19 protein-coding genes and 1 riboswitch are annotated in these 21,812 nt (G+C 55.3%); of the genes, 8 read left to right on the top strand and 11 right to left on the bottom strand.

The window, feature by feature from the left end; translation table 11 throughout:
• The 7 genes from BVC71_RS10755 to BVC71_RS10725 form a co-directional block, all read right to left on the bottom strand.
• Entirely contained in the window at window positions 1-1,092 is a 1,092-nt protein-coding gene (locus tag BVC71_RS10755) for a carboxynorspermidine decarboxylase (protein ID WP_086451835.1), read from the bottom strand.
• A gap of 87 nt (window positions 1,093-1,179) precedes the next feature.
• On the bottom strand, window positions 1,180-1,893 hold the full coding sequence (locus BVC71_RS10750) for a Crp/Fnr family transcriptional regulator (protein ID WP_086451660.1): 714 nt from the start codon (window positions 1,891-1,893) through the stop codon (window positions 1,180-1,182).
• Window positions 1,894-2,117: 224 nt separating this feature from the next.
• Window positions 2,118-4,958, bottom strand: coding sequence for an aminomethyl-transferring glycine dehydrogenase (gene gcvP / locus BVC71_RS10745; RefSeq protein WP_086451659.1), 2,841 nt, complete (start codon window positions 4,956-4,958; stop codon window positions 2,118-2,120).
• 93 nt (window positions 4,959-5,051) lie between these two features.
• On the bottom strand, window positions 5,052-5,411 hold the full coding sequence (gene gcvH, locus BVC71_RS10740) for a glycine cleavage system protein GcvH (protein ID WP_086451658.1): 360 nt from the start codon (window positions 5,409-5,411) through the stop codon (window positions 5,052-5,054).
• Window positions 5,412-5,434: 23 nt separating this feature from the next.
• Complete coding sequence (gene gcvT / locus BVC71_RS10735; RefSeq protein WP_086451657.1) at window positions 5,435-6,562, bottom strand: glycine cleavage system aminomethyltransferase GcvT; 1,128 nt, start codon at window positions 6,560-6,562, stop codon at window positions 5,435-5,437.
• Between the two features lie 108 nt (window positions 6,563-6,670).
• A riboswitch (glycine riboswitch) is annotated at window positions 6,671-6,758 on the bottom strand.
• 87 nt (window positions 6,759-6,845) lie between these two features.
• Entirely contained in the window at window positions 6,846-8,069 is a 1,224-nt protein-coding gene (hemA, locus tag BVC71_RS10730; protein ID WP_086451656.1) for a 5-aminolevulinate synthase, read from the bottom strand.
• Between the two features lie 184 nt (window positions 8,070-8,253).
• Window positions 8,254-9,315, bottom strand: coding sequence for a dipeptidase (locus tag BVC71_RS10725; protein ID WP_086451655.1), 1,062 nt, complete (start codon window positions 9,313-9,315; stop codon window positions 8,254-8,256).
• Window positions 9,316-9,416: 101 nt separating this feature from the next.
• Between BVC71_RS10725 and BVC71_RS10720 the strand changes: the two genes are divergently transcribed.
• The 7 genes from BVC71_RS10720 to BVC71_RS10690 all read left to right on the top strand — a co-directional run bounded on the left by BVC71_RS10720 (window position 9,417) and on the right by BVC71_RS10690 (window position 17,022).
• Window positions 9,417-10,064, top strand: a complete 648-nt coding sequence (locus BVC71_RS10720; protein ID WP_086451654.1) for an HAD family hydrolase — start codon at window positions 9,417-9,419, stop codon at window positions 10,062-10,064.
• Between the two features lie 14 nt (window positions 10,065-10,078).
• Complete coding sequence (locus tag BVC71_RS10715) at window positions 10,079-11,038, top strand: sugar-binding transcriptional regulator (protein ID WP_086451653.1); 960 nt, start codon at window positions 10,079-10,081, stop codon at window positions 11,036-11,038.
• Window positions 11,039-11,281: 243 nt separating this feature from the next.
• The gene (locus BVC71_RS10710) at window positions 11,282-12,586 is read left to right on the top strand and encodes an ABC transporter substrate-binding protein (RefSeq protein WP_086451652.1); all 1,305 of its coding nucleotides are present in this window, start codon (window positions 11,282-11,284) and stop codon (window positions 12,584-12,586) included.
• 117 nt (window positions 12,587-12,703) lie between these two features.
• Complete coding sequence (locus tag BVC71_RS10705) at window positions 12,704-13,567, top strand: carbohydrate ABC transporter permease (protein WP_086451651.1); 864 nt, start codon at window positions 12,704-12,706, stop codon at window positions 13,565-13,567.
• A 10-nt stretch (window positions 13,568-13,577) separates the two neighbouring features.
• Window positions 13,578-14,408 (top strand): carbohydrate ABC transporter permease, encoded by an 831-nt coding sequence (locus BVC71_RS10700; protein ID WP_086451650.1) that lies wholly within the window; start codon window positions 13,578-13,580, stop codon window positions 14,406-14,408.
• 12 nt (window positions 14,409-14,420) lie between these two features.
• Window positions 14,421-15,425, top strand: coding sequence for an ABC transporter ATP-binding protein (locus BVC71_RS10695; RefSeq protein ID WP_086451649.1), 1,005 nt, complete (start codon window positions 14,421-14,423; stop codon window positions 15,423-15,425).
• A 127-nt stretch (window positions 15,426-15,552) separates the two neighbouring features.
• Window positions 15,553-17,022, top strand: a complete 1,470-nt coding sequence (locus tag BVC71_RS10690) for a mannitol dehydrogenase family protein (protein ID WP_086451834.1) — start codon at window positions 15,553-15,555, stop codon at window positions 17,020-17,022.
• A gap of 12 nt (window positions 17,023-17,034) precedes the next feature.
• Here BVC71_RS10690 and BVC71_RS10685 read toward each other — a convergent pair whose 3' ends face one another.
• The 3 genes from BVC71_RS10685 to groES all read right to left on the bottom strand — a co-directional run bounded on the left by BVC71_RS10685 (window position 17,035) and on the right by groES (window position 19,912).
• Entirely contained in the window at window positions 17,035-17,877 is an 843-nt protein-coding gene (locus tag BVC71_RS10685; RefSeq protein WP_086451648.1) for a DMT family transporter, read from the bottom strand.
• Between the two features lie 68 nt (window positions 17,878-17,945).
• Window positions 17,946-19,583 carry a chaperonin GroEL gene (gene groL, locus BVC71_RS10680; protein ID WP_086451647.1) on the bottom strand — a complete coding sequence of 546 codons (1,638 nt, stop codon included), beginning with the start codon at window positions 19,581-19,583 and terminating at the stop codon, window positions 17,946-17,948.
• Window positions 19,584-19,624: 41 nt separating this feature from the next.
• The gene (gene groES / locus BVC71_RS10675) at window positions 19,625-19,912 is read right to left on the bottom strand and encodes a co-chaperone GroES (RefSeq protein ID WP_086451646.1); all 288 of its coding nucleotides are present in this window, start codon (window positions 19,910-19,912) and stop codon (window positions 19,625-19,627) included.
• A 251-nt stretch (window positions 19,913-20,163) separates the two neighbouring features.
• Between groES and BVC71_RS10670 the strand changes: the two genes are divergently transcribed.
• Complete coding sequence (locus BVC71_RS10670) at window positions 20,164-21,189, top strand: TraB/GumN family protein (protein WP_165767760.1); 1,026 nt, start codon at window positions 20,164-20,166, stop codon at window positions 21,187-21,189.
• Here BVC71_RS10670 and BVC71_RS10665 read toward each other — a convergent pair.
• Window positions 21,140-21,808, bottom strand: coding sequence for a DUF2161 domain-containing phosphodiesterase (locus tag BVC71_RS10665; RefSeq protein WP_086451833.1), 669 nt, complete (start codon window positions 21,806-21,808; stop codon window positions 21,140-21,142). The two genes, BVC71_RS10670 and BVC71_RS10665, sit on opposite strands and share 50 nt — an antisense overlap.
• Window positions 21,809-21,812: the final 4 nt, after the last annotated feature.

Raw genomic sequence — 21,812 nt, 5'->3', positions numbered from 1 at the left:
TTACGACAAAGCTGCCGAAAAATCATCATAGGTGAAATCTTTGACCAGACGGGTCGATCCGTCCAATTCGCGAATGGCAATCGCAGGCATTTTTACGCCGTTGAACCAGTTCTTTTTCACCATCGTGTATCCAGCCGCGTCCTGAATGCTGATGCGGTCACCGGCCTTTAGCGGGGCGTCGAATTTGAATTCGCCGAAAATATCGCCCGCAAGGCAGGATTTACCGCAGATCATCCAATCCTGATCGCCGGATTCGTTCATTTTGGCGCTTTCGCGATAGATCAGCAGGTCCAACATGTGCGCCTCGATGCTGCTGTCCACGATGGCCAGATTTTTACCGTTGTGCAGCGTGTCTAGAACGGTCAGTTCCAGCGTCGTCGATTTTGTGATCGCTGCCTCACCTGGTTCCAGATAGACCTGCACTTCGTTTTGACCAGCAAAACGTTTCAGACGTTCGGCCAGTTTGGCTAGCGGGTACCCTTCGCCGGTGAAATGAATCCCGCCGCCTAGGCTGATCCAATCCATCTGGCGGATCAGGTGGCCGAAACGCTGTTCAATGCTGTTCAGCATCGCGTCAAAGCGTTCGAAATCCGCATTTTCACAGTTGTTGTGGAACATGAAACCTGTGATCTGATCCAGAACAGGTTCGATATTCGCAGGATCATGTTCGCCCAAACGGCTGAACGGGCGCGCAGGGTCGGCCAGATCGAAACCCGATGTTGATACACCGGGGTTTACGCGCAGACCGCGGGTGTGATTGCGGCTGACGTCGTTGAAACGGGACAATTGGCCGACGGTGTTGAAAATCACCTTGTCCGAATTGGCCAGAACATCGTCGATTTCATCGTCTTTCCACGCCACCGAATAGGCATGGGTTTCGCCGGGGAATTTTTCGCGGCCCAACTTTACCTCGAACAGCGAACTGGAGGTGGTGCCGTCCATGTATTCGGACATGAAATCAAACACCGACCAAGTCGCAAAACATTTCAGAGCCAGCAGTGCCTTGGCACCCGACTCTTCGCGTAGCCACGCGATTTTTTCCATGTTTGGCGTCAGGCGTGCTTTGTCGATCAGGTAATATGGCGTGTCGATCATGTGTCCCCCACTGGCGTAGAAAAACGCAACCTAGAACCACGCCACATAGGGCCTTTGCCCCTACCCGACAACCCTGTTTCGCGTTTAACCTTCGTCGTGGTCAGCCCAGTGTTTCAGGGCATCGGGGTCTTCGATGTGAATGACACCCTTTTCGATTGTAACCACCCCGCTTGAGCGCATACGCCCGAGGATTTTATTGATCGTTTGACGTGAACAGCCCACAGCTTCGCCCAAAAACGCCTGACTGTGGCGGATGGAATTGTCGCTGCTACGTAATTCCAGCAGATAATGGGCAACACGTTGCGACACAGGCAGATCCTTTTCCGCAGCACGGAAATTATTATAGCGGATCATAACCTCGTGCATGTTACGGGCAATATTACGAAGGAACCGCAAATCGCGGATCAGGCGATGAACGGTGGATTTTTCGAGCATCAACAAACAGCTGCCCGCGCTTGCCCGGCAGGATGCGGCACAGGGCAAATCGCCAATCGTTTCCGTTACGCCCAGCGTCATTCCGACATTTGCCAAAAGGACAGGAGATCGCGCACCACGATCAGTTATGAAAACCACTTCTGCCTGCCCCTGTGCGACAATATACATCGCATCTGGAACCACGTCTTGATGCAGGAAATCGCCTGCCTCGCGGAAAAATAATAGGCGCGCCTCATTTATTATTTCGTATTTTTCCGAATCAGTGAAGCCGTCCAAAATTGGCGCACGCATGATTTGCGGGAACCGTTGCGTGTTTTTCAGACCCTTCAATTGCGCCGCTCCCATCGCGGTTAATGCAACCATATCAAACCCCTAATACTTGATTACACGTATGGCATCCGATCGTCCCCGTACAAATCAGACACCATGAAAACATTTAAATAGATCACTACCCCTTAAATTGAACAGGTTTGTTCAAGATATCATAGTGGGGAATACCCCCACGCTAAGATTTAATTTACGTAAGGTCAACTTCACCCAAAGGTAAACCCCAGTATGCATTTTGCCACCGGGGTTCACAAAAAAAATCAGGATGCGTAGTTGGCCAAGGGCGGACAGATACACATCAAATTGCGGTCACCCCAAACGTTATCAACGCGGTTCACTGGCGCCCAATATTTATCCACGCGGAATGATCCTGCGGGGTAACATGCCTCTTCGCGGGAATAGGGGCGGTCCCAATCGCCAATCAGGTCTTCGACCGTGTGCGGCGCGTGTTTCAGCGGGTTGTTATCCGCCGGCCAAGTCCCCGATGCGATTTTGTCGATTTCCGCGCGGATGGACAGCATTGCATCGCAGAAACGGTCCAGTTCAGCCTTGGTTTCGGATTCCGTTGGTTCGACCATCAGGGTTCCGGCCACGGGCCAGCTCATGGTTGGGGCGTGGAACCCGTTGTCGATTAGGCGTTTGGCGATATCGTCCACGGTGACGCCGTGATCGTCGTTGAACGGGCGCGTGTCCAAAATGCATTCATGCGCGATGCGGCCGTTCGATCCTTTGAACAACACACCGAACGCGCCATCCAGTCGTTTCGCGATGTAGTTTGCGTTCAGGATCGCGACTTTGGTGGCTTGGGTCAGGCCCTGACCGCCCATCATCAACACATAGGCCCACGAAATCAGCAGGATCGACGCAGACCCCCACGGTGCCGCCGAAACAGGCCCCGTGATGCCGCCCGTTTCAGGGTGACCAGGCAGATAAGGCGCAAGGTGGGATTTCACACCGATTGGCCCCATACCTGGGCCGCCGCCACCGTGCGGAATGGCAAAGGTTTTGTGCAAATTCAGGTGGCTGACATCGCCGCCGATTTCACCCGGTTTGACCAGACCAACCATCGCGTTCAGGTTCGCGCCGTCGATATAGACCTGCCCGCCGAAATCATGCGTGATCTGGCACACTTCGCGAACGGTTTCTTCGAACACGCCGTGGGTCGATGGATAGGTAATCATACAAGCACCCAGTTTATCGCCCGCCTTTTCCGCCTTGGCGCGGAAATCAGCGACGTCGATATCCCCGTTCGGGGCCGATTTCACCACGACGACATCCATGCCGCACATCTGCGCAGTGGCAGGGTTGGTCCCGTGGGCCGACATTGGGATCAGACAGATTTTGCGTTGATCGTCGCCGTTGGCGCGGTGATAGGCCAGAATGGTCAACAGGCCTGCATATTCGCCCTGCGCACCCGAATTCGGCTGCATCGACATATCGTCATAGCCCGTGATGACGCACAGTTTTGCCGACAGATCCGCGATCATCTGTTGATAACCTGCCGCCTGATCCACAGGGGCAAACGGGTGCAGGAACGCAAATTCGGGCCAAGTGATCGGCATCATTTCCGCCGCCGCGTTCAGTTTCATGGTACAGGACCCCAGCGGGATCATCGCGCGGTCCAGTGCAAGGTCGCGATCCGACAGACGGCGCATATACCGCATCATTTCGGTTTCTGCGCGGTTCATGTGGAAAATCGGGTGGTTCAGATAATCGGACTGACGCACCATGTTTTCAGGGATCACATAGTGATGGGTTAGGTCGTCGTCTTGTTTGGTGATGCCAAAGGCGCGCCAGACAGCCTCGATCGTCGATCTACGGGTACGTTCGTCTAGGCTGATGCCAACCTTGGTTTCGCCGACTTTGCGTAGGTTAATGCCCTCTTCGACCGCGGATTTCATAACGGTGGCTTGTAACGCGCCAACCTCGACCGTGACGGTGTCGAAATAAGCATCAGGTTCGACGGCGAACCCTGCCGCCTCTAACCCGCGCACCATGCGAACGGTTTTGCGGTGGATACGTTGGGCAATCGCCTTTAGCCCGACAGGACCGTGGAACACCGCGTACATCGACGCCATGACAGCCAACAACGCCTGCGCGGTACAAACGTTCGACGTCGCTTTTTCGCGGCGGATGTGTTGTTCGCGGGTTTGCAGCGATAGGCGCAACGCTTTGCCGCCGCGGCTGTCGACGGACACGCCAACGATACGGCCCGGCATGGACCGTTTGTAGGCGTCTTTACACGCAAAATAGGCAGCGTGCGGGCCGCCGTAGCCCAGCGGAACACCGAAACGTTGGGTCGATCCCACGGCGATATCTGCGCCCATCACACCCGGTTCTTTTAACAACGTCAGGGCCAGCGGATCGGCGATGACGATCCCCAGCGCCTTGGCGCCGTGCAGAGCGTCCATTTGCGCGGTGAAATCGCGGACGTGACCATAGGTGCCCGGATATTGGAAAATCGCGGCGAACACGTCTTCGGCCACCAGATCATCGGGCGAGCCTACGATAATTTCGATGCCCAGCGGCGCAGCGCGGGTTTTCATCACTTCGATGTTCTGCGGGTGGCAGTTTTCGTCGATAAAAAATGCCTTGGCTTTGGATTTCGCGGACCGCTGCGCCATGGTCATGGCTTCGGCGGCGGCGGTGGCTTCGTCCAATAGCGAAGCGTTGGCGATTTCCATGCCTGTCAAATCGCAAACCATGGTTTGGTAGTTCAACAACGCCTCTAGTCGGCCCTGCGAAATTTCAGGCTGATACGGCGTGTAGGCCGTATACCACGCTGGGTTTTCCAGAATGTTCCGCTGAATAGCGGGCGGCGTGACCGTGCCGTAAAACCCCTGCCCGATCAGCGAAGTCATCTGTTTGTTTTTCTTGGCAACTTCGCCCAGAAAATACAGCAGCTCGCCTTCAGATTTTGGTTTGCCGAAATCCAGCGGTTCGGCCTGACGCAAGGATGCAGGGATCGTTTGATCGATCAGATCCTCTAGGCTTTCTGCGCCGACAACAGCCAGCATTTCGGACATTTCCGCAGGGCTGGGGCCGATGTGACGGCGGTTTGCAAAATCATAAGGGCGGTAGTCGGTCGGTTTAAAAGACATGATCGCAGCCTATTGGATACAAAGGGTCATTTGCGGCAGGTCGCCCCGCCGCAGCATTCGATTTCAGATGCCCATGAGGGCGATGTCAGTGGATCAGCCGATGTGATCTTTGTATTCGGCTTCGTCCATGTAGTCATCAAGGGCCGACAGGTCCTCGATCTTCATTTTAAAGAACCAGCCATCGTTCAGCGGGTCTTCGTTTACCAGCGCAGGGTTGTCGGACAGCACGTCGTTTACCTCGACAATTTCGCCGTCCAATGGAGCCAGAATGTCGGACGCCGCTTTGACCGATTCAATCACAACAACTTCGTCATCTTTGGCGACTTCGGTGCCTTCTTCGGGCAGTTCGACAAAAACGATATCACCCAGCTGTTCGGTCGCGTGTTCGGTAATGCCAACAACAACCAGATCGCCTTCGACGCGCAGCCATTCGTGTTCTTCGGTGTATTTCATTGGGCGGGTCTCCTGTCAGGAAATTAGCGTTTATAATTCGATGGACGGAACGGCAGAGCGGTCACTTTAGCAGGCAGGCGTTTTCCGCGCACTTCGCCCCAAACTGTCGTGCCTTCGGCGGCCAATTCCGACGGGATATAGCCCATCGACATTGGTGCCTGAATGGATGGACCAAACGCGCCCGAAGTGACCTCGCCAATCTGGTTGCCACCTTCGGCGGCATCAAACAGAGGCGTATGCGCACGCATCGGCGCGCGACCTTCGGGACGTAGGCCAACCCGTTTGGTGGCCGCACCGTTTTCAAATTCGTTCAGGATGATATCCGCGCCAGGAAACCCGCCAGCGCGGTCGCCAGTGCGGCGCGATTTCTGGATCGCCCATTTCAGATCCGCCGCCACAGGGGTCGTGGTTTCGTCCAGATCGGACCCATACAGGCACAGGCCCGCTTCTAGCCGCAGGCTATCACGTGCGCCTAGGCCGATCGGTTCGACCTCTTCCATGGCCAGCAGTTGACGCACGAACGCATCCGCACCCGCAGCAGGAACCGAAATTTCAAAGCCGTCTTCGCCGCTATAGCCGGACCGCGACACCCAAACCTGATCGCCATCGAACCAAGCGTGATCCATGAAACGCATGTCAGCAACGCGCGGATAAATACGCGCCAGTGCCAGTTCCGCCTTTGGCCCTTGCAGCGCGATCAAGGCGCGGTCGGTCAGAACCTCGATTTCACAGGTGTCAGACAGGTGGGCGCGCAGGTGGGCGATATCGGCGTCTTTGCAGGCGGCGTTCACGACCAGAAACAGCGCGTGATCGTCGTTCAGTTTCACGATCATCAGATCGTCCAGAATGCCGCCCTGTTCATTGGTGAAAAACGCGTACCGCTGACGGCCATGGGCCAGACCCAGCACATCGACCGGCACCAGCGTTTCCAGCGCACGCGCCGCATCGGCCACATCACCCGATTTCGGGCGCAGAATCACTTGCCCCATATGGCTGACGTCGAACAGGCCCGCGTGTTCGCGGGTCCATAGGTGTTCTTTCATCACGCCCAGCGGATATTGGACGGGCATTTCATAGCCCGCGAAAGGCACCATTTTGGCACCCAGTTCAACGTGAAGGTCGTATAGCCCCGTGCGTTTCATATCGGTCATCCCGTAGACAGCTTTCGGGCGTGAACCCGATCCAAGATGCCCCCTCTGTCCGTGTTGCCTGAGATCGTTATCCCGTCGGCGGACGCATTCGCGCCTCTCTCCAGAGTTTTACACGTGCCGGTCCATTTGCCTGAGAGTTTACCGGGGCGGTTGCTCCTTCGGCGCGAGTTTTTCTCGCTCTCCCGTGCACGTATGTTTCCGATAAGAAACTTCTTCCGCTATGTAAATAGCAGAATTGCGACTATCCACGATTCATTTGCGTCGCAAAACGACTGGAGCATCGTTATTGGGCCGCCATTGGCATCTGCGCCGATTGACACTGAGCCCACAATTCGCCCAGCGCGTCGATCAAGTGATCGATGTCGGCATCGCTATGTACGGGCGATGGGGTGATGCGCAAACGTTCCGTGCCTTTGGGCACGGTCGGATAATTGATCGGCTGAATGTAGATGCCATAGCGATCCATCAGAACATCCGAGATCCATTTGCATTTCACAGGGTCACCAACCATCACAGGAATGATGTGGCTGGGATTTTCAATATGCGGGATGCCAGCGGCGTCCAGCCGTGCGCGAACCTCAGCCACTTTGGCCTGTTGGCTGTCGCGTTCCGTTTGCGATGTTTTCAGATGTTTGATCGCCGCGCAGGCCCCAGCGGCCACAGCAGGCGGCAGCGCAGTGGTAAAGATGAAACCAGAGGCGAACGAACGGACGAAATCGACCAGATCACGGGACGCGGCGATATAGCCACCCATCACGCCAAATGCCTTGCCCAAGGTGCCTTCGATGACGGTTAGACGGTCCATCAGACCTTCGCGTTCAGCAATGCCGCCGCCGCGCGGGCCGTACATGCCAACGGCGTGAACTTCGTCCAGATAGGTCATCGCGTTGTATTTATCGGCCAGATCGCAGATTTCGCGGATCGGGGCGATGTCGCCGTCCATCGAATAAACAGATTCGAACGCGATTAGTTTCGGGCGGTCCAGCGGCTGTTCGGCCAGCAGGCGTTCCAGATCAGCCAGATCGTTATGTTTCCAGATTTTCCGCTCGGCTTTGGAATGGCGGATACCTTCGATCATCGATGCGTGGTTCAGGCTGTCGGAAATCACCAAACAATTCGGGATTTTCGCAGCCAAGGTGCCCAGCGCGGCCCAGTTCGACACATAGCCCGACGTGAACAGAAGCGCCGATTCTTTGCCGTGCAGATCAGCCAGTTCGCGTTCCAGCAGGACGTGGTGATGCGTTGTCCCCGAAATATTGCGCGTTCCGCCCGCACCCGCGCCGACGCGGTCGATTGCGTCATGCATTGCGTTTAGGACGGTTGGATGCTGGCCCATGCCTAGGTAGTCATTGGAACACCAGATGGTGACTTTGCGAACGGCGTTGCTGATGTGATTGTCAGCGTTTGGAAAATTCCCGCGTTCGCGTTCTAGATCGGCAAAAACGCGATAGTTGCCCTGTTCGCGTAGGTGATCCAGTTCCGACCGGAAATAGGTCTGATAATCCATGTCAAAGTCTCCGTCTGCTGTGCGCGCTATGGTTTTCACCCCTACGTGCATTCGGCTGTAGTGTACCGACCGGCCCGTCATGCGGCACGACACCAAAAGGTCTAAGTTTGCAGCCTGTCCTTTGGTGCGGTCGTCCCTTTGCTACATTGTGCGGCGGATCACTACTTTGACATGGATCATGAAATCACAGGTTACGGGCCAAGAACCGTATCCAGTTTTGCGATGTGATCTTTGTCGTCAATTCGGTGCCGAAACCATGTGCCATCATTGCGTCGGCCAAATCTTGCAGCCCCAGAACATCGCCGATCACCTCGGGGATCACAGCCCCATCGAAATCCGACCCCAGCGCAACGTGGTTTTCGCCCAAGATAGATAGCAGATGATCCATGTGGCGCAGAATGGCGTCAAACCCCGTATCCGAATTGCGCTGACCGTCATCACGCAGGAACGCGCAGCCAAAATTCACGCCAACGATACCGTCGCTGTCCGCGATCATATGCAGCTGGCGGTCGGTCAGGTTTCGAGTGGACGGCGTAACATGATGCGCATTGGAATGCGTCGCGATCAGCGGACGCGACGATACCGCCGCGACATCGTCGAAACCCTTTTCGTTCAGATGCGATAGGTCGATCAAAATGCCCAGCGCATCACATTCACGCACCAGATCCTTGCCCAGCGGCGTCAGCCCCCCGCCATGATCCGGCGTCGATGGAAAGGCAAATGGTACGCCTTCGCCAAAATGGGTTGGGCGGGACCAAACCGGGCCAAGCGACCGTAGGCCCATTTGATACCACAAGTGCAATTGCGACAGATCGGTTCCAATCGCTTCGGCGCCTTCCATGTGCATGATCGCGGCGATGCCTTGGTTCGCGACCGTCTTGGATACCTGTTCACCCGTTCGGCAAACGGTCAACGCACCTTGTGACAGTCGTTCCATTTCCAGCAAACCAGCGGCTTGGGCGATGGCAATGGGCAATGCCGCGTCTTGATCAACCATCGGCGGCAATGGCAATTCATAAGGCAGCGTGGTCATCATCGCCTCGAAATCGAGGCCTGACCCATCATCGGGGGATGGCACCCAAATGGCGAAAAAACCACCCGCAAAGCCCGCCATCTGAATGCACGGCAAATCCAGATGATGGGCCCCATCGCCCGTCAGCCACATCGCGCGGCGCTGATCGGCGGATTTTGCATAGTACCGATACAGAAAATCATTATGGCCATCGAAGAAGGAAAAGCTGGTCATCTAATCACCTAAATATTGCTTGTGTACCGTAACGCGACGATCCCCATGTGCAACGCAATAACAATCGTGCTAACCCTACCCGACCAAGGCAAGAGACCCCAATGTTCGACCTCATCATTTTTGACTGCGACGGCGTGTTGATCGATAGCGAAATCATCAGCGCTGATACCCTGATCGACGAGCTGGCGATTCTAGGAATCGACATTGATTATGACTATGTGCGTACAAAATGTTTGGGGCGCAGCTTTCCGACGGTTGCAAAAAACATCCGTGAAAGTTTTGACAAACCACTGCCTGCGGACTTTGAACAACGCTATCGCACTTCGCTGTTGCAGCGATTTGAAACACAGCTGAAAACAACCGATGGGGTGGCCGATGTTTTGGCCGCGTTGGACGTGCCGTTTTGTGTAGCAACCTCGTCCAGCCCGCCCCGTGTGGCGCGGTCACTTGAACTTACTGGTTTGAAAACCTTTTTCGGTGACAATGTGTTTACGGCTAGTCAGGTTCAAAACGGGAAACCAGCACCAGATTTGTTTCTGTTTGCGGCCGAAAAAATGGGCGTTGACCCATCCCGCGCGCTGGTGATCGAAGACAGCCCGCCGGGCCTAATTGCTGCACGTGCAGCAGGAATGAAACACTATGCCTACACAGGTGCCAGCCACCTGATCGGGATGCCATACGATCCCCCCCATGACGTTCAATGCTTTGACAAATGGTCGGATTTCGCGCACCTGATTGAAAAAGACTAACAAGAATTGGCACCATGGCGAACGGACGCTTTACCCCTGAAACCAGCCGTCTGGATGACGCGGCGCGCGCAGGTTGGCTGTACTATGTTGCAGGCAACACCCAAGACGAAATTGCGCGCAAACTGGGCGTATCGCGCCAGTCGGCACAGCGTCTGGTGGCGATGGCTGTCAGTGAAAAACTGGTCAAGGTCCGTCTAGATCACCCGATTGCGCGATGCATGGATTTGGCGCAAGCGATCAAAGATCGGTTTGGCATCGAATTTTGCGAAATCGTTCCTTCAGACCCTGACGCACCAAATTTGTTAACCGGCGCCGCGATCGCAGCCGCTGCGGTGATGGAGCGGACCCTAAATTCGAAAGAAGGCAAAATCATCGCCTTGGGTACGGGCCGCGCGCTGAAGGCGACGGTTGAACAAGTCCCGCGCATGAATTGCCCACAGCATCGCGTCGTTTCGCGTTTGGGCAACATGATGGCCGATGGGTCTGCAACGCCTTATAACGCTACGATCCAATTGGCCGACCGCGTTGGCGCTGTTCAGTACCCCTATCCTTTGCCTTGCCTTGCGACATCGCCCGAAGATTTGCAGATGCTGCATAAACAAGACGCCGTCCAAAACACCCTGTCGTTATGTGAAAACGCGGATTTGACGCTGGTCGGTATCGGCCAAATGGACACCACAGCGCCAATTTACGTCGATGGGTTCCTAAGCGATCAGGAAATGGCGGAATGTCAGGCATTGGGCGCTGCGGGCGAAATCACCAGCTGGATTTACGACGACAACGGCGAAATTCTGGATTGTGCGTTTAATTCTCGGGTCGCTTCTGCCCCGCTTAAAACAGTGCACCCCAGCAATTTCCTTGCTGTTGCTGTGGGCCCGTCAAAGGTGCGCGCGATCAATGCTGCGCTGCGCGGCAATTTGGTCAGTGGACTCTTTACCAACGAATCTACCGCCGAAGCGATTCTAGCGACCTAAAATCCTTTTGTTACACACCGTTACATTCTTTCAGGGGCTGTCGAACCATCGACAGCCCCTGAAATTTATTATGGCTACGATAAAAACAGCTTCTCCATAATTCCAAAATAATACAATAAATTCAAAACCTTACAGAAATGCGGCAGCGCGGCGGATAACGGGTATTGACAAATTACCCCCCAATGGATGAACATTTGCTCACTAACGTAGCAATTGCCCACCCTGGGCATTGGGAGGAAAATCATGAATAAATCTGTGCGCGCGCTTCTTGGCGCGACTGCTCTGTGTTCCGTTGCTGTTGCAGCAAATGCAGAAACGCTGACCATTGCGACCGTGAACAACGGCGACATGATCCGCATGCAGGGTCTGGACGACGACTTCACAGCGAAAACCGGCATCGAGCTGGAGTGGGTCACTCTGGAGGAGAACGTCCTGCGTCAGCGCGTAACCACCGACATTTCGACCAACGGTGGCGCATTCGACATCATGACCATCGGCATGTACGAAACCCCAATTTGGGGTGCGAACGGCTGGCTGGTCCCACTGGATGACCTGTCCGAAGAATACAACGCTGCAGACATCCTGCCAGCAATGGCTGGTGGCCTGTCCTACGACGGCACCCTGTACGCTGCACCGTTCTACGGTGAATCGTCGATGGTCATGTACCGCACCGACCTGATGGAAGCAGCAGGCCTGGAAATGCCAGATGCACCAACTTGGGAATTCATCCGCGAAGCAGCAGCTGCAATGACCGACCGTGATGCAGACATCAACGGTATCTGTCTGCGCGGTAAAGCAGGCTGGGGTGAAGGCGGCGCGTTCATCACTGCAATGTCCAACTCGTTCGGCGCTCGCTGGTTCGACATGGACTGGAACGCTCAGTTCGACACCGAAGCATGGGCAAACACCCTGAACTTCTACAAAGGCATGATGGACGAGTCCGGCCCAGCAGGTTACGCGACCAACGGTTTCAACGAAAACCTGTCGCTGTTCCAGCAAGGCAAATGTGGCATGTGGATCGACGCAACTGTTGCGGCATCCTTCGTGACCAACCCGAACGACTCCGAAGTAGCTGACTCGGTTGGTTTCGCACTGGCACCAGACAACGGCCTGGGCAAACGTTCGAACTGGCTGTGGGCATGGGCTCTGGCGATCCCAGCAGGTTCGCAGAAAACCGACGCTGCTAAGCAGTTCATCGAATGGGCAACCTCGACCGACTACATCGAGCTGGTAGCAGCTAACGAAGGTTGGGCAAACGTTCCTCCGGGCGCACGTACCTCGCTGTACGAAAACCCGAACTACATGGACGTTCCATTCGCTCAGATGACCCTGGATTCGATCCTGTCGGCTGACCCTCTGAACTCGACTGTTGAAGAATCGCCATACGTTGGCGTTCAGTTCGCAGCGATCCCAGAATTCGCAGGTATCGCAACCGAAGTAAGCCAAGAGTTCTCGGCAGCTTACGCAGGTCAGCAAACTGTTGAAGAAGCACTGGCAAAAGCACAGGCTATCACCAACGACGCAATGGAAGCTGCTGGCTACCGCTAAGCAATCCTCCAATGCAGGGGGCGGCCAGCAATGGCTGCCCCCTGTATTTTACTACCCCTCCGCACAACTCAATAAATTTTCAGGTGGTGTCATTACTGCCAACAGAGGAAGTGTATCATGGCAACACAACACTCTCGCTCAGCTGCCCGCATTATGATGGCGCCAGCGGTCACCCTCCTTCTGGGATGGATGCTCGTTCCGCTGACTGCCACGCTGTACCTGTCGTTCCGCGACTACAGACCTATGCGCGGTGGCGATTTGGGCTTCGCTGGGTTCGAAAACTATACCCGCTTTATTGGCAGTAGCTCTTTCTGGCCAAGCATTGTTACCACGTTGATTATTGTTGGTGGCGTTCTGGCCATCACTATCGTTTTTGGCGTCCTGCTTGCGCTGCTTCTTGACCGTCCGATGTGGGGTCAAGGCGTGGTCCGCATCATGGTCATCGCCCCGTTCTTTGTCATGCCAACCGTTTCGGCGCTGGTTTGGAAGAACATGTTCATGGACCCGACCAATGGTCTTTTGTCCCACCTGTGGCGCTTTTTCGGCGCAGAGCCGGTGGTATGGATGTCCGAACAGTCGCTGCTGTCCATCATCATCATCGTAAGCTGGCAGTGGCTGCCGTTTGCAACGCTGATCCTGCTGACGGCTATCCAGTCGCTCGACGGTGAACAGCTAGAAGCATCCGAAATGGACGGCGCACCTGTGCTGGCACGTTTCTGGTACATCATCCTGCCACACCTAAGCCGCGCCATCACAATCGTTCTGCTTATCCAGACGATCTTCCTTCTGTCGATCTTTGCAGAAATCTTTGTGACGACCGGCGGCGCCTTTGGCACCAAAACTCTGACCTACCTGATCTTCCAGCGCATTATCGAAAGCCAAGCTGTCGGTCTGGGCTCTGCAGGTGGCGTATACGCAATCATTCTTGCCAACATCGTTGCGATCTTCTTGATGCGCATCGTCGGCAAAAACCTGGACTAAGGGGGCGACAATGGCACGTTCTGTTACCAAACAGCAAAAAGCGCTGAATACCGCCATCGCATGGACTATTGGTCTGCTGATCTTTTTCCCGATCTTGTGGACCATCCTGACCAGTTTCAAATCCGAAGGTCAGGCAATCGCTGATCCGCCCATCTTCTTGTTCTTTGACTGGACGCTGGAAAACTATGCCGTTGTGCAGGAACGTTCGAACTATACGAACTTCTTGTGGAACTCGATCATCATCTCGGTCGGTTCGACCGTGCTGGGCCTGATCGTGGCAATTCCTGCGGCTTGGTCGATGGCATTCACCCCGTCGAAACGCACAAAAGACATCCTGATGTGGATGCTTTCGACAAAGATGCTGCCGGCAGTTGGCGTTCTGTATCCGATCTACATCGGCGCAACCAAAATGGGCCTGATGGACAGCCACATTGCGCTGGTTCTGGTCATCATGCTGATCAACCTGCCGATCATCATCTGGATGCTGTACACATACTTCCGCGAAATTCCGGGTGAAATCCTAGAAGCCGCACGTATGGACGGCGCATCGCTGAAGGAAGAGATCATCTACATCCTGACGCCGATGGCTATTCCGGGCATCGCATCCACAATGCTGCTGAACATCATCCTCGCATGGAACGAAGCGTTCTGGACGATCAACCTGACCGTTACCAAAGCAGCTCCACTAACAGCCTTTATCGCAAGCTATTCCAGCCCCGAAGGTCTGTTCTACGCAAAACTATCTGCTGCCTCGACCATGGCGATCGCACCGATCCTGATCATGGGCTGGTTCAGCCAAAAACAACTTGTCCGCGGCCTGACCTTTGGCGCCGTGAAGTAAGGGAATACGAATATGGGACGCATTACTCTTGATAAAGTCACCAAATCCTTTGGCGACGTAAACGTCATCCCTCCGCTGGACCTGACAATCGAAGACGGCGAATTCGTTGTATTCGTAGGCCCATCGGGTTGTGGCAAATCCACTCTGCTGCGCCTGATCGCAGGCCTAGAGGACGTATCCTCGGGTCAGATCCGCATCGACGGCAACGACGCGACCGAACTGCCACCCGCGAAACGCGGTTTGGCAATGGTGTTCCAGTCTTACGCGCTGTACCCACACATGTCGGTGCGCAAGAACATCGCCTTCCCTTTGAAGATGGCGAAGATGGATCAGGCCGAAATCGACAAACGCGTGAACAAAGCAGCCGAGGTTCTGAACCTTGCCAGCTACATTGATCGCCGTCCTGGTCAGTTGTCTGGTGGTCAGCGTCAGCGTGTGGCCATCGGCCGTGCGATTGTTCGTGAACCTTCGGCATTCCTGTTCGACGAACCTCTGTCGAACTTGGACGCTGCGCTGCGTGTCGGCATGCGTCTGGAAATTTCGGAACTGCACGAGCGCCTGAAAACCACCATGATCTATGTGACGCACGACCAAGTCGAAGCCATGACCATGGCAGATAAAATCGTTGTTCTGAACGCAGGTAACATCGAACAAGTAGGCTCCCCTCTGGACCTGTACCGCGAACCACGCAACCTGTTCGTTGCTGGCTTCATCGGTTCGCCAAAAATGAACTTTATCGAAGGTGCCGAAGCGGCAAAGCACGACGCGGCTACCATCGGTATCCGCCCAGAGCATCTGGACGCATCGGCGACCGAAGGCACTTGGACCGGCAAAGTGGGCGTTTCCGAACACTTGGGTTCCGACACGTTCTTGCACGTTCATGACACTGGTTTGGCAGAAACAATCACCGTTCGTGTGAACGGCGAATTCGGCCTACGTCATGGCGACACCGTTTACCTGACGCCACAAGCGGACAAAATCCACCGCTTTGACGCGGCAGGTCTGCGTATCGCCTAAGGGCAATAGAGCCGCGCCGATGTGTTTGGCGCGGCTCTCCTTCCCGCGCGGCGGCTTTGCCTCCGCATTTGTTTAGACCCCACCGCTAGGCATGTTTGCTGACGCGGCCGCAATTGGATGGCGAACGATGGCTATCAATCTGAACTCTGCTGCATTGGCCGAACTTGGCGATAATGTTGCAACACCAAACTATGATCGCAGTGCGCTGACCTGCGGTATTCTACATGTTGGCATCGGTAACTTTCACCGTGCGCATATGGCTGTTTACTTGGACCGCTTGTTCGCTTTGGGGCGCGATCATGATTGGGCCATCCAAGGCGCCGGTGTCCGTCAAGGTGATGCCCGCATGCGCGATATCCTGTCCGAACAGGACTGGCTGACAACCGTTGTCGAACTAGAGCCATCAGGCCTAACAGCACAGGTCATCGGCTCGATGGCTGACTTTGTTGAAATCTGCCCAGACAAAACCGTCGCTGCGATGGCGAACCCGCAAATCAAAATCGTATCGACGACGATTACCGAAGGCGGTTATTACGTCGACGCGCTGACGGACGGTTTTGACGGCAACCATCCTGACATTTTGGCTGACGTGGAAAACCCAGACAGCCCATCGACTGTTTTCGGCATGATTCTAAAGGCGCTGCGCATTCGCCGCGACGCAGGCGATCAGCCATTCACCGTCATGTCCTGCGATAACCTACCAGAAAACGGGCATGTTGCTAAACAAACCGTTGTTGGTTTGGCAAAACTGATGGATCCAGATTTCGCGGACTGGGTCGAAGCTAACGTTGCTTTCCCGAATTCGATGGTGGACTGCATTACCCCTGCCACTTCGGAACGTGAACGCCATCTGGTGCGCGACAAATTCGGCATCTGTGATGCTGCACCTGTTGCCTGCGAACCATTCCGTCAGTGGGTACTAGAGGATAACTTCCCCCAAGGTCGCCCTGCGTTGGAAGCGGTCGGTGCAGAATTCGTTTCAGACGTTGCAAAATACGAACTGATGAAACTGCGCATCCTAAACGGTGGCCACGCAGCGATTGCCTATCCTTCGGCGCTGCTAGGGCACCATTTCGTGCATGATGCGATGGCCGATCCACTGATCAGCGGTTGGCTGGATGCGCTGGAACAGCGCGAAGTCATCCCGACGCTAGAACCGATCGACGGCGTGGATTACCAGAAATACCGCGAAACGATTATCGAACGTTTTTCGAACCCCGAAGTCGGCGACACCATCCCGCGCCTTTGTCTGGACGGATCGAACCGCCAGCCAAAATTCATCCTGCCCACCCTGCGCGACGCGCTGGAAAATGGCGCAGATGTTTACGGTCTGGCGCTCGAGGTTGCCCTGTGGTGCCGTTACTGCACCCGCGTAGACGAAGCCGGCAATGTCATCGAACCGAACGATGACAACCATGTCGCGCTAAAAGAATACGCCGATGCAGCCAAAGACCGCCCAGCCGCGTTCTTGGAAAACACAGCTGTGTTCGGCGATCTGGGTCAGAACGAAACCTTTGTCGCTGAATTCACCAAGGCACTGAACAGCCTGTATGAAAACGGCGTCGCGGCCACGCTAACGGCCTACATCAACGCATAAATAAAACGGCGCCTACGGGCGCCGTTTTCGCATCTGTGGGATCACTGAAACAGCGATGCCACCCAGCACCAACGCGGCCCCGACAATCAGGCGCAGCGTGATCGGTTCATTCACGAACAACAGCCCACCAAAGGCTGCGATGACAGGCACCGATAGCTGCACAATGCCCGCCGTTGCCGCATCAATTCGCGCGACCACCGTGTACCACGCGGCATAGCCCACCCCAGACGCAATCGCGCCAGACAGCACAGCGCAAATTAGCCCCCCTGCCCCCAGTTCACCGTTCGAAATCAACAACAGAGGCGCGACCAAGGGAAGCGCAATCGCGAAATTCGCCGCGTTGTTCTGGATGGGGTCAGACACCCCCCGCCCCAGCAAGGTATACGCGCCCCACGCGACCCCTGCCCCGATCATTAGGGCGATATCTATGTACGACACGTCTGATCCATCGGGCCGCAACAGATACGCCAATCCGGCCAGCGCGATGGCCGTGCCGATCCATTGCAACCGATGGATAGACGCACCGCCTACAACGACAACAGCAAAGATCGTCAGTTGCACCGACCCAAAAAGGATCAACGCTCCGAGCCCCGTATCCAAACTACGGTACGCTATTGAAAACCCGATGATATACCCCGCCAGCGCAATCGCGCCTTTGGCTGCGCGTAACGGGCTGGGCCACACCATCGCGCGGCCGCGGGTCGCGAGCGACATCAGAACCAAGGCGCCAGCCGCCACGCGCACAACGGCAAACTGCGCAGGGTCTGCGCCGAAATCTACAACGGCCATACGAATTAGGACCGAATTGGCGGCTAACGCACAAATAGCAAAGGCCGAAATCAAAACAAAAGTCATCTATTCCCCTAAAGAAAAACGGGGCCGCCGATTGGCGACCCCGTCCTTATACTGCCGGATGGCGATGATTACATCATGCCGCCCATGCCGCCCATGTCAGGCATTGCTGGTGCAGCGCCTTCTTTGGCTGGTTTGTCAGCAACCATTGCTTCGGTGGTGATCAGCAGACCTGCAACCGATGCTGCGTCTTCCAACGCGGTACGGGTTACTTTTGCTGGGTCGATCACGCCGAATTTGAACATGTCGCCATATTCTTCGGTCTGAGCATTAAAGCCGAACGAGGTGTCGTCGCTTTCGCGAACTTTGCCGGCAACAACTGCGCCGTCAACACCAGCGTTTTCTGCGATCTGACGCAGAGGAGCCTCCAGAGCGCGACGTACCAGAGCGATACCTGCGTTCTGGTCAGAGTTTTCACCCTCAACGCCTTCCAGACCTTTCGAAGCCTGAACCAGAGCAACACCACCGCCTACAACGATGCCCTCTTGGACAGCTGCGCGGGTTGCGTTCAGCGCGTCATCAACGCGGTCTTTACGCTCTTTCACTTCGACTTCGGTCAGGCCGCCAACGCGGATAACCGCAACACCGCCTGCCAGTTTCGCAACGCGTTCCTGCAGTTTTTCACGGTCGTAGTCGGACGAGGTTTCTTCGATCTGGGTGCGGATCTGTGCAACGCGTGCTTCGATCTCTGCCTTCTCGCCAGCGCCATCAACGATGGTGGTGTTGTCTTTGGAGATCTGAACTTTCTTAGCCGAGCCCAGCATGTCCATGGTGACGTTTTCCAGCTTCATGCCCAGGTCTTCGGAGATGACCTGACCGCCGGTCAGAATTGCGATGTCTTGCAGCATTGCTTTGCGGCGATCGCCGAAACCAGGTGCTTTGACAGCTGCGATTTTCAGGCCGCCGCGCAGTTTGTTAACAACCAGAGTTGCCAGCGCTTCGCCTTCTACGTCTTCAGCGATGATGATCAGTGGCTTTTGCGACTGGATCACCGATTCCAGCAGAGGAACCATTGGCTGTAGCGACGACAGTTTCTTTTCGTGCAGCAGGATGACAGCGTCTTCCAGCTCTGCAATCATTTTGTCTGGGTTGGTGACAAAGTATGGCGACAAGAAGCCACGGTCGAACTGCATGCCTTCGACGACTTCTACTTCGGTTTCCATGCCTTTGTTTTCTTCAACGGTGATTACGCCGTCGTTGCCAACTTTCTGCATAGCGTCCGCGATCTGACGACCGATGGTTGCTTCGCCGTTTGCCGAAATGGTGCCGACCTGTGCAACTTCGTCCGAGTCTGCAACTTCGCGAGCCATTGCTTTGATCTGCTCAACAACTTTGGACGTTGCCATGTCGATGCCGCGCTTCAGGTCCATTGGGTTCAGACCAGCAGCAACCTGCTTCAGGCCTTCGCGAACGATCGCTTGTGCCAGAACGGTTGCAGTGGTGGTGCCGTCACCAGCTTCGTCGTTGGTGCGCGATGCCACTTCTTTGACCATCTGCGCGCCCATGTTTTCGAACTTGTCTTCCAGTTCGATCTCTTTTGCTACGGAAACACCGTCTTTGGTGATGCGTGGTGCACCGAACGATTTTTCCAGAACAACGTTACGGCCTTTTGGGCCCAGAGTAACTTTTACTGCGTCAGCAAGAATGTTGACACCGCGCAGCATACCGTTGCGTGCGTCTGTGCCGAATTTGACGTCTTTTGCAGCCATTGCTGTAATCCTTAGTTAGGTTTTCGTGAAAAGTTGCGATCTCAGGCGATGATGCCGAGGATGTCGCTTTCTTTCATGATAAGTAGCTCTTCACCGTCAACGGTGACTTCGGTGCCGGACCATTTGCCGAACAGAATGGTGTCGCCTTCTTTCACAGCCATTGCGATCAGCTCACCAGAATCTTTGCGTGCGCCTTCGCCACAAGCCACAACTTGGCCTTCGGCTGGTTTTTCTTTGGCGCTATCTGGGATGATCAGACCACCCGCAGTTTTTTCGTCGCTTTGGACACGGCGGACCAGAACGCGGTCATGCAGCGGTTTAAAAGCCATTTCGGTAGCTCCCTAGCTATCTGTAATTTCTGTTACCAAGCCCCGTTTTGGGGCTATTAGCACTCAGTCGCTTCGAGTGCTAACGACGAAGAGTTAGGCAACGTATCTGCACCTGTCAACAGCCCCCCTACTAAAAAAATCTGCCGATTTTCATCATTTATTTGCCGACCGCAGCGACGAATGAAATTGCGGCTGGCCGTGCAATGGGGCGGCCCCTATGCTTCGTAATCAATAAGTATCGGAGTTTATTGATGTCCTTGCGCTCAACCCTGTTCGGCCTGTTCGTCTCAACCTGTCCTGTAACCGTGAATGCGTTGTGCATCGGCGAAGGCATCGAACCGTTTCTATCCGCCGACGCGCTAGACGCCGTAGATCAGGCCGTCGCCGACATTCCCTATTCCAATGGGATCACATGGAAAGCGAGTCGGGATGATGACGAGGTAATCCTGTGGGGGTCCGTGCACATCTGGGACCCACGCCTGAGTTTCATAAACGGCATGGTTCGGCATGATCTAAAAACCGTTGATCACCTGTTGGTCGAAATGACATTGCAAGACCAACAGGTCATGCAAACCGAACTAACAGCAGATCCGACCAAGCTGCTATTGCCCGACGGGCAGAGCCTGATCGAAATGGTGGATGAGCCAACGTGGGAATTGATAAAGGAGGCCGCCATCGCACGCGGGCTACCCACGGTAATGGCGGCCCGATTACAGCCGTGGTACCTGCTGGTGATGATCGGAACCCCACCCTGTGCGATGCAAGACATCACAAAAGGGCTGCCGGGTTTGGACGGGATGGTTATGTCCGATGCGCAAATTTTGGACATTCCCACCACAAGCCTAGAAGACTGGCGCACAACATTGGACATTCTGTCAGCTCCATCGATCGAGGATCAAATCGACCTGATGCAACTTTCGCTGATGGGCAGCACCTATGAAAACGCGATGTTCATGTCCACGCTGGACAGTTATTTTAACGGTGAGACCGCCCGCGTCTGGGAGTTGTCGCGCGCGGCGCTGGCGGTGACACCCGAAGGCATCACGCCCGAAGCCACCGAAACATTCGAAACGCTGACGCAAGAATTGTTAATCGAACGCAATATCGCATGGATTCCCGTCATCGAAGACGCCGCCGCAAATGGCAAAACGCTGGCTCTGTTTGGTGCGGCGCATTTGCCGGGGGAATATGGCGTTTTGAACCTGCTAGAACAAAACGGGTGGACGGTTACTCCGCATCCGTGGGCAGAGGATGGGCCTGCAACCCCTGCGCAGTGATCGCATAGATCCCCGCTTCCACGCGTTCGAACCATCCGTAGTGGTTCGCTGCCATGATTGCCGTGGCGCGAGTGACCCCCGTTGCCTTTGCCACTGCGGCGCCTTTGGTTGGACCATGTTCGGCCAGATGCGCGGCGCAACGCACAGCGTCCTGCCGATAAGCTGTGACGATACCGCCGCGTGTTCCGCCCAGATTGGGATCTCCCTGCCGCGCCTGAAATTCACGGATCAGCGCAGCGGATTTCGGTCTGGATTTGCGCGGGACGTAGGGAACTGGATCGCAGTGCGGTTCGACCAAACCATCAGGCAAACGCACCGTCAAAACGCCCAACCCCAACCGGCGGCAGAGTTTGATATTCGCCAATAGCGCCTTGTACCCTGCCCGCCCTTTTGGACGCGGCACGCAGACATAAACCGCATCCGTGACAGATAGCCGCGCCACCGCCTGATGCAGCAGGGCCAGTGAAAACGCAGTCTTCATTTCAACAATAACGGGCGCGTCGCCTTCGCGGATCGCCACAACATCTGCCGACGCGATTTCCGCCTTTACCTCATAGCCTTGCGCCTCAAGATAGGACTTGAGCGGCAGATAAAGGTCGGTTTCGCGGATGGCAGCCATATCA

Origin of the sequence: Marivivens niveibacter, assembly GCF_002150005.2 — a bacterium.
GTDB classification, from domain to species: Bacteria; Pseudomonadota; Alphaproteobacteria; order Rhodobacterales; family Rhodobacteraceae; genus Marivivens; species Marivivens niveibacter.
Note: the sequence above shows the minus strand (reverse complement) of the source record. Positions and strands in the feature narration are given on the sequence as shown.

Coding starts and splice junctions, on each gene's coding strand:
- BVC71_RS10710 (WP_086451652.1), top strand. CDS start 11,282: ATGAATAAATCTGTGCGCGCGCTTCTTGGCGCGACTGCTCTGTGTTCC.
- BVC71_RS10705 (WP_086451651.1), top strand. CDS start 12,704: ATGGCAACACAACACTCTCGCTCAGCTGCCCGCATTATGATGGCGCCA.
- BVC71_RS10720 (WP_086451654.1), top strand. CDS start 9,417: ATGTTCGACCTCATCATTTTTGACTGCGACGGCGTGTTGATCGATAGC.
- gcvT (WP_086451657.1), bottom strand. CDS start 6,562: ATGACCGATATGAAACGCACGGGGCTATACGACCTTCACGTTGAACTG.
- groL (WP_086451647.1), bottom strand. CDS start 19,583: ATGGCTGCAAAAGACGTCAAATTCGGCACAGACGCACGCAACGGTATG.
- gcvH (WP_086451658.1), bottom strand. CDS start 5,411: ATGAAATACACCGAAGAACACGAATGGCTGCGCGTCGAAGGCGATCTG.
- groES (WP_086451646.1), bottom strand. CDS start 19,912: ATGGCTTTTAAACCGCTGCATGACCGCGTTCTGGTCCGCCGTGTCCAA.
- BVC71_RS10750 (WP_086451660.1), bottom strand. CDS start 1,893: ATGGTTGCATTAACCGCGATGGGAGCGGCGCAATTGAAGGGTCTGAAA.
- BVC71_RS10725 (WP_086451655.1), bottom strand. CDS start 9,315: ATGACCAGCTTTTCCTTCTTCGATGGCCATAATGATTTTCTGTATCGG.
- BVC71_RS10715 (WP_086451653.1), top strand. CDS start 10,079: ATGGCGAACGGACGCTTTACCCCTGAAACCAGCCGTCTGGATGACGCG.
- BVC71_RS10685 (WP_086451648.1), bottom strand. CDS start 17,877: ATGACTTTTGTTTTGATTTCGGCCTTTGCTATTTGTGCGTTAGCCGCC.
- BVC71_RS10665 (WP_086451833.1), bottom strand. CDS start 21,808: ATGGCTGCCATCCGCGAAACCGACCTTTATCTGCCGCTCAAGTCCTAT.
- BVC71_RS10670 (WP_165767760.1), top strand. CDS start 20,164: ATGTCCTTGCGCTCAACCCTGTTCGGCCTGTTCGTCTCAACCTGTCCT.
- gcvP (WP_086451659.1), bottom strand. CDS start 4,958: ATGTCTTTTAAACCGACCGACTACCGCCCTTATGATTTTGCAAACCGC.
- BVC71_RS10700 (WP_086451650.1), top strand. CDS start 13,578: ATGGCACGTTCTGTTACCAAACAGCAAAAAGCGCTGAATACCGCCATC.
- BVC71_RS10690 (WP_086451834.1), top strand. CDS start 15,553: ATGGCTATCAATCTGAACTCTGCTGCATTGGCCGAACTTGGCGATAAT.
- hemA (WP_086451656.1), bottom strand. CDS start 8,069: ATGGATTATCAGACCTATTTCCGGTCGGAACTGGATCACCTACGCGAA.
- BVC71_RS10695 (WP_086451649.1), top strand. CDS start 14,421: ATGGGACGCATTACTCTTGATAAAGTCACCAAATCCTTTGGCGACGTA.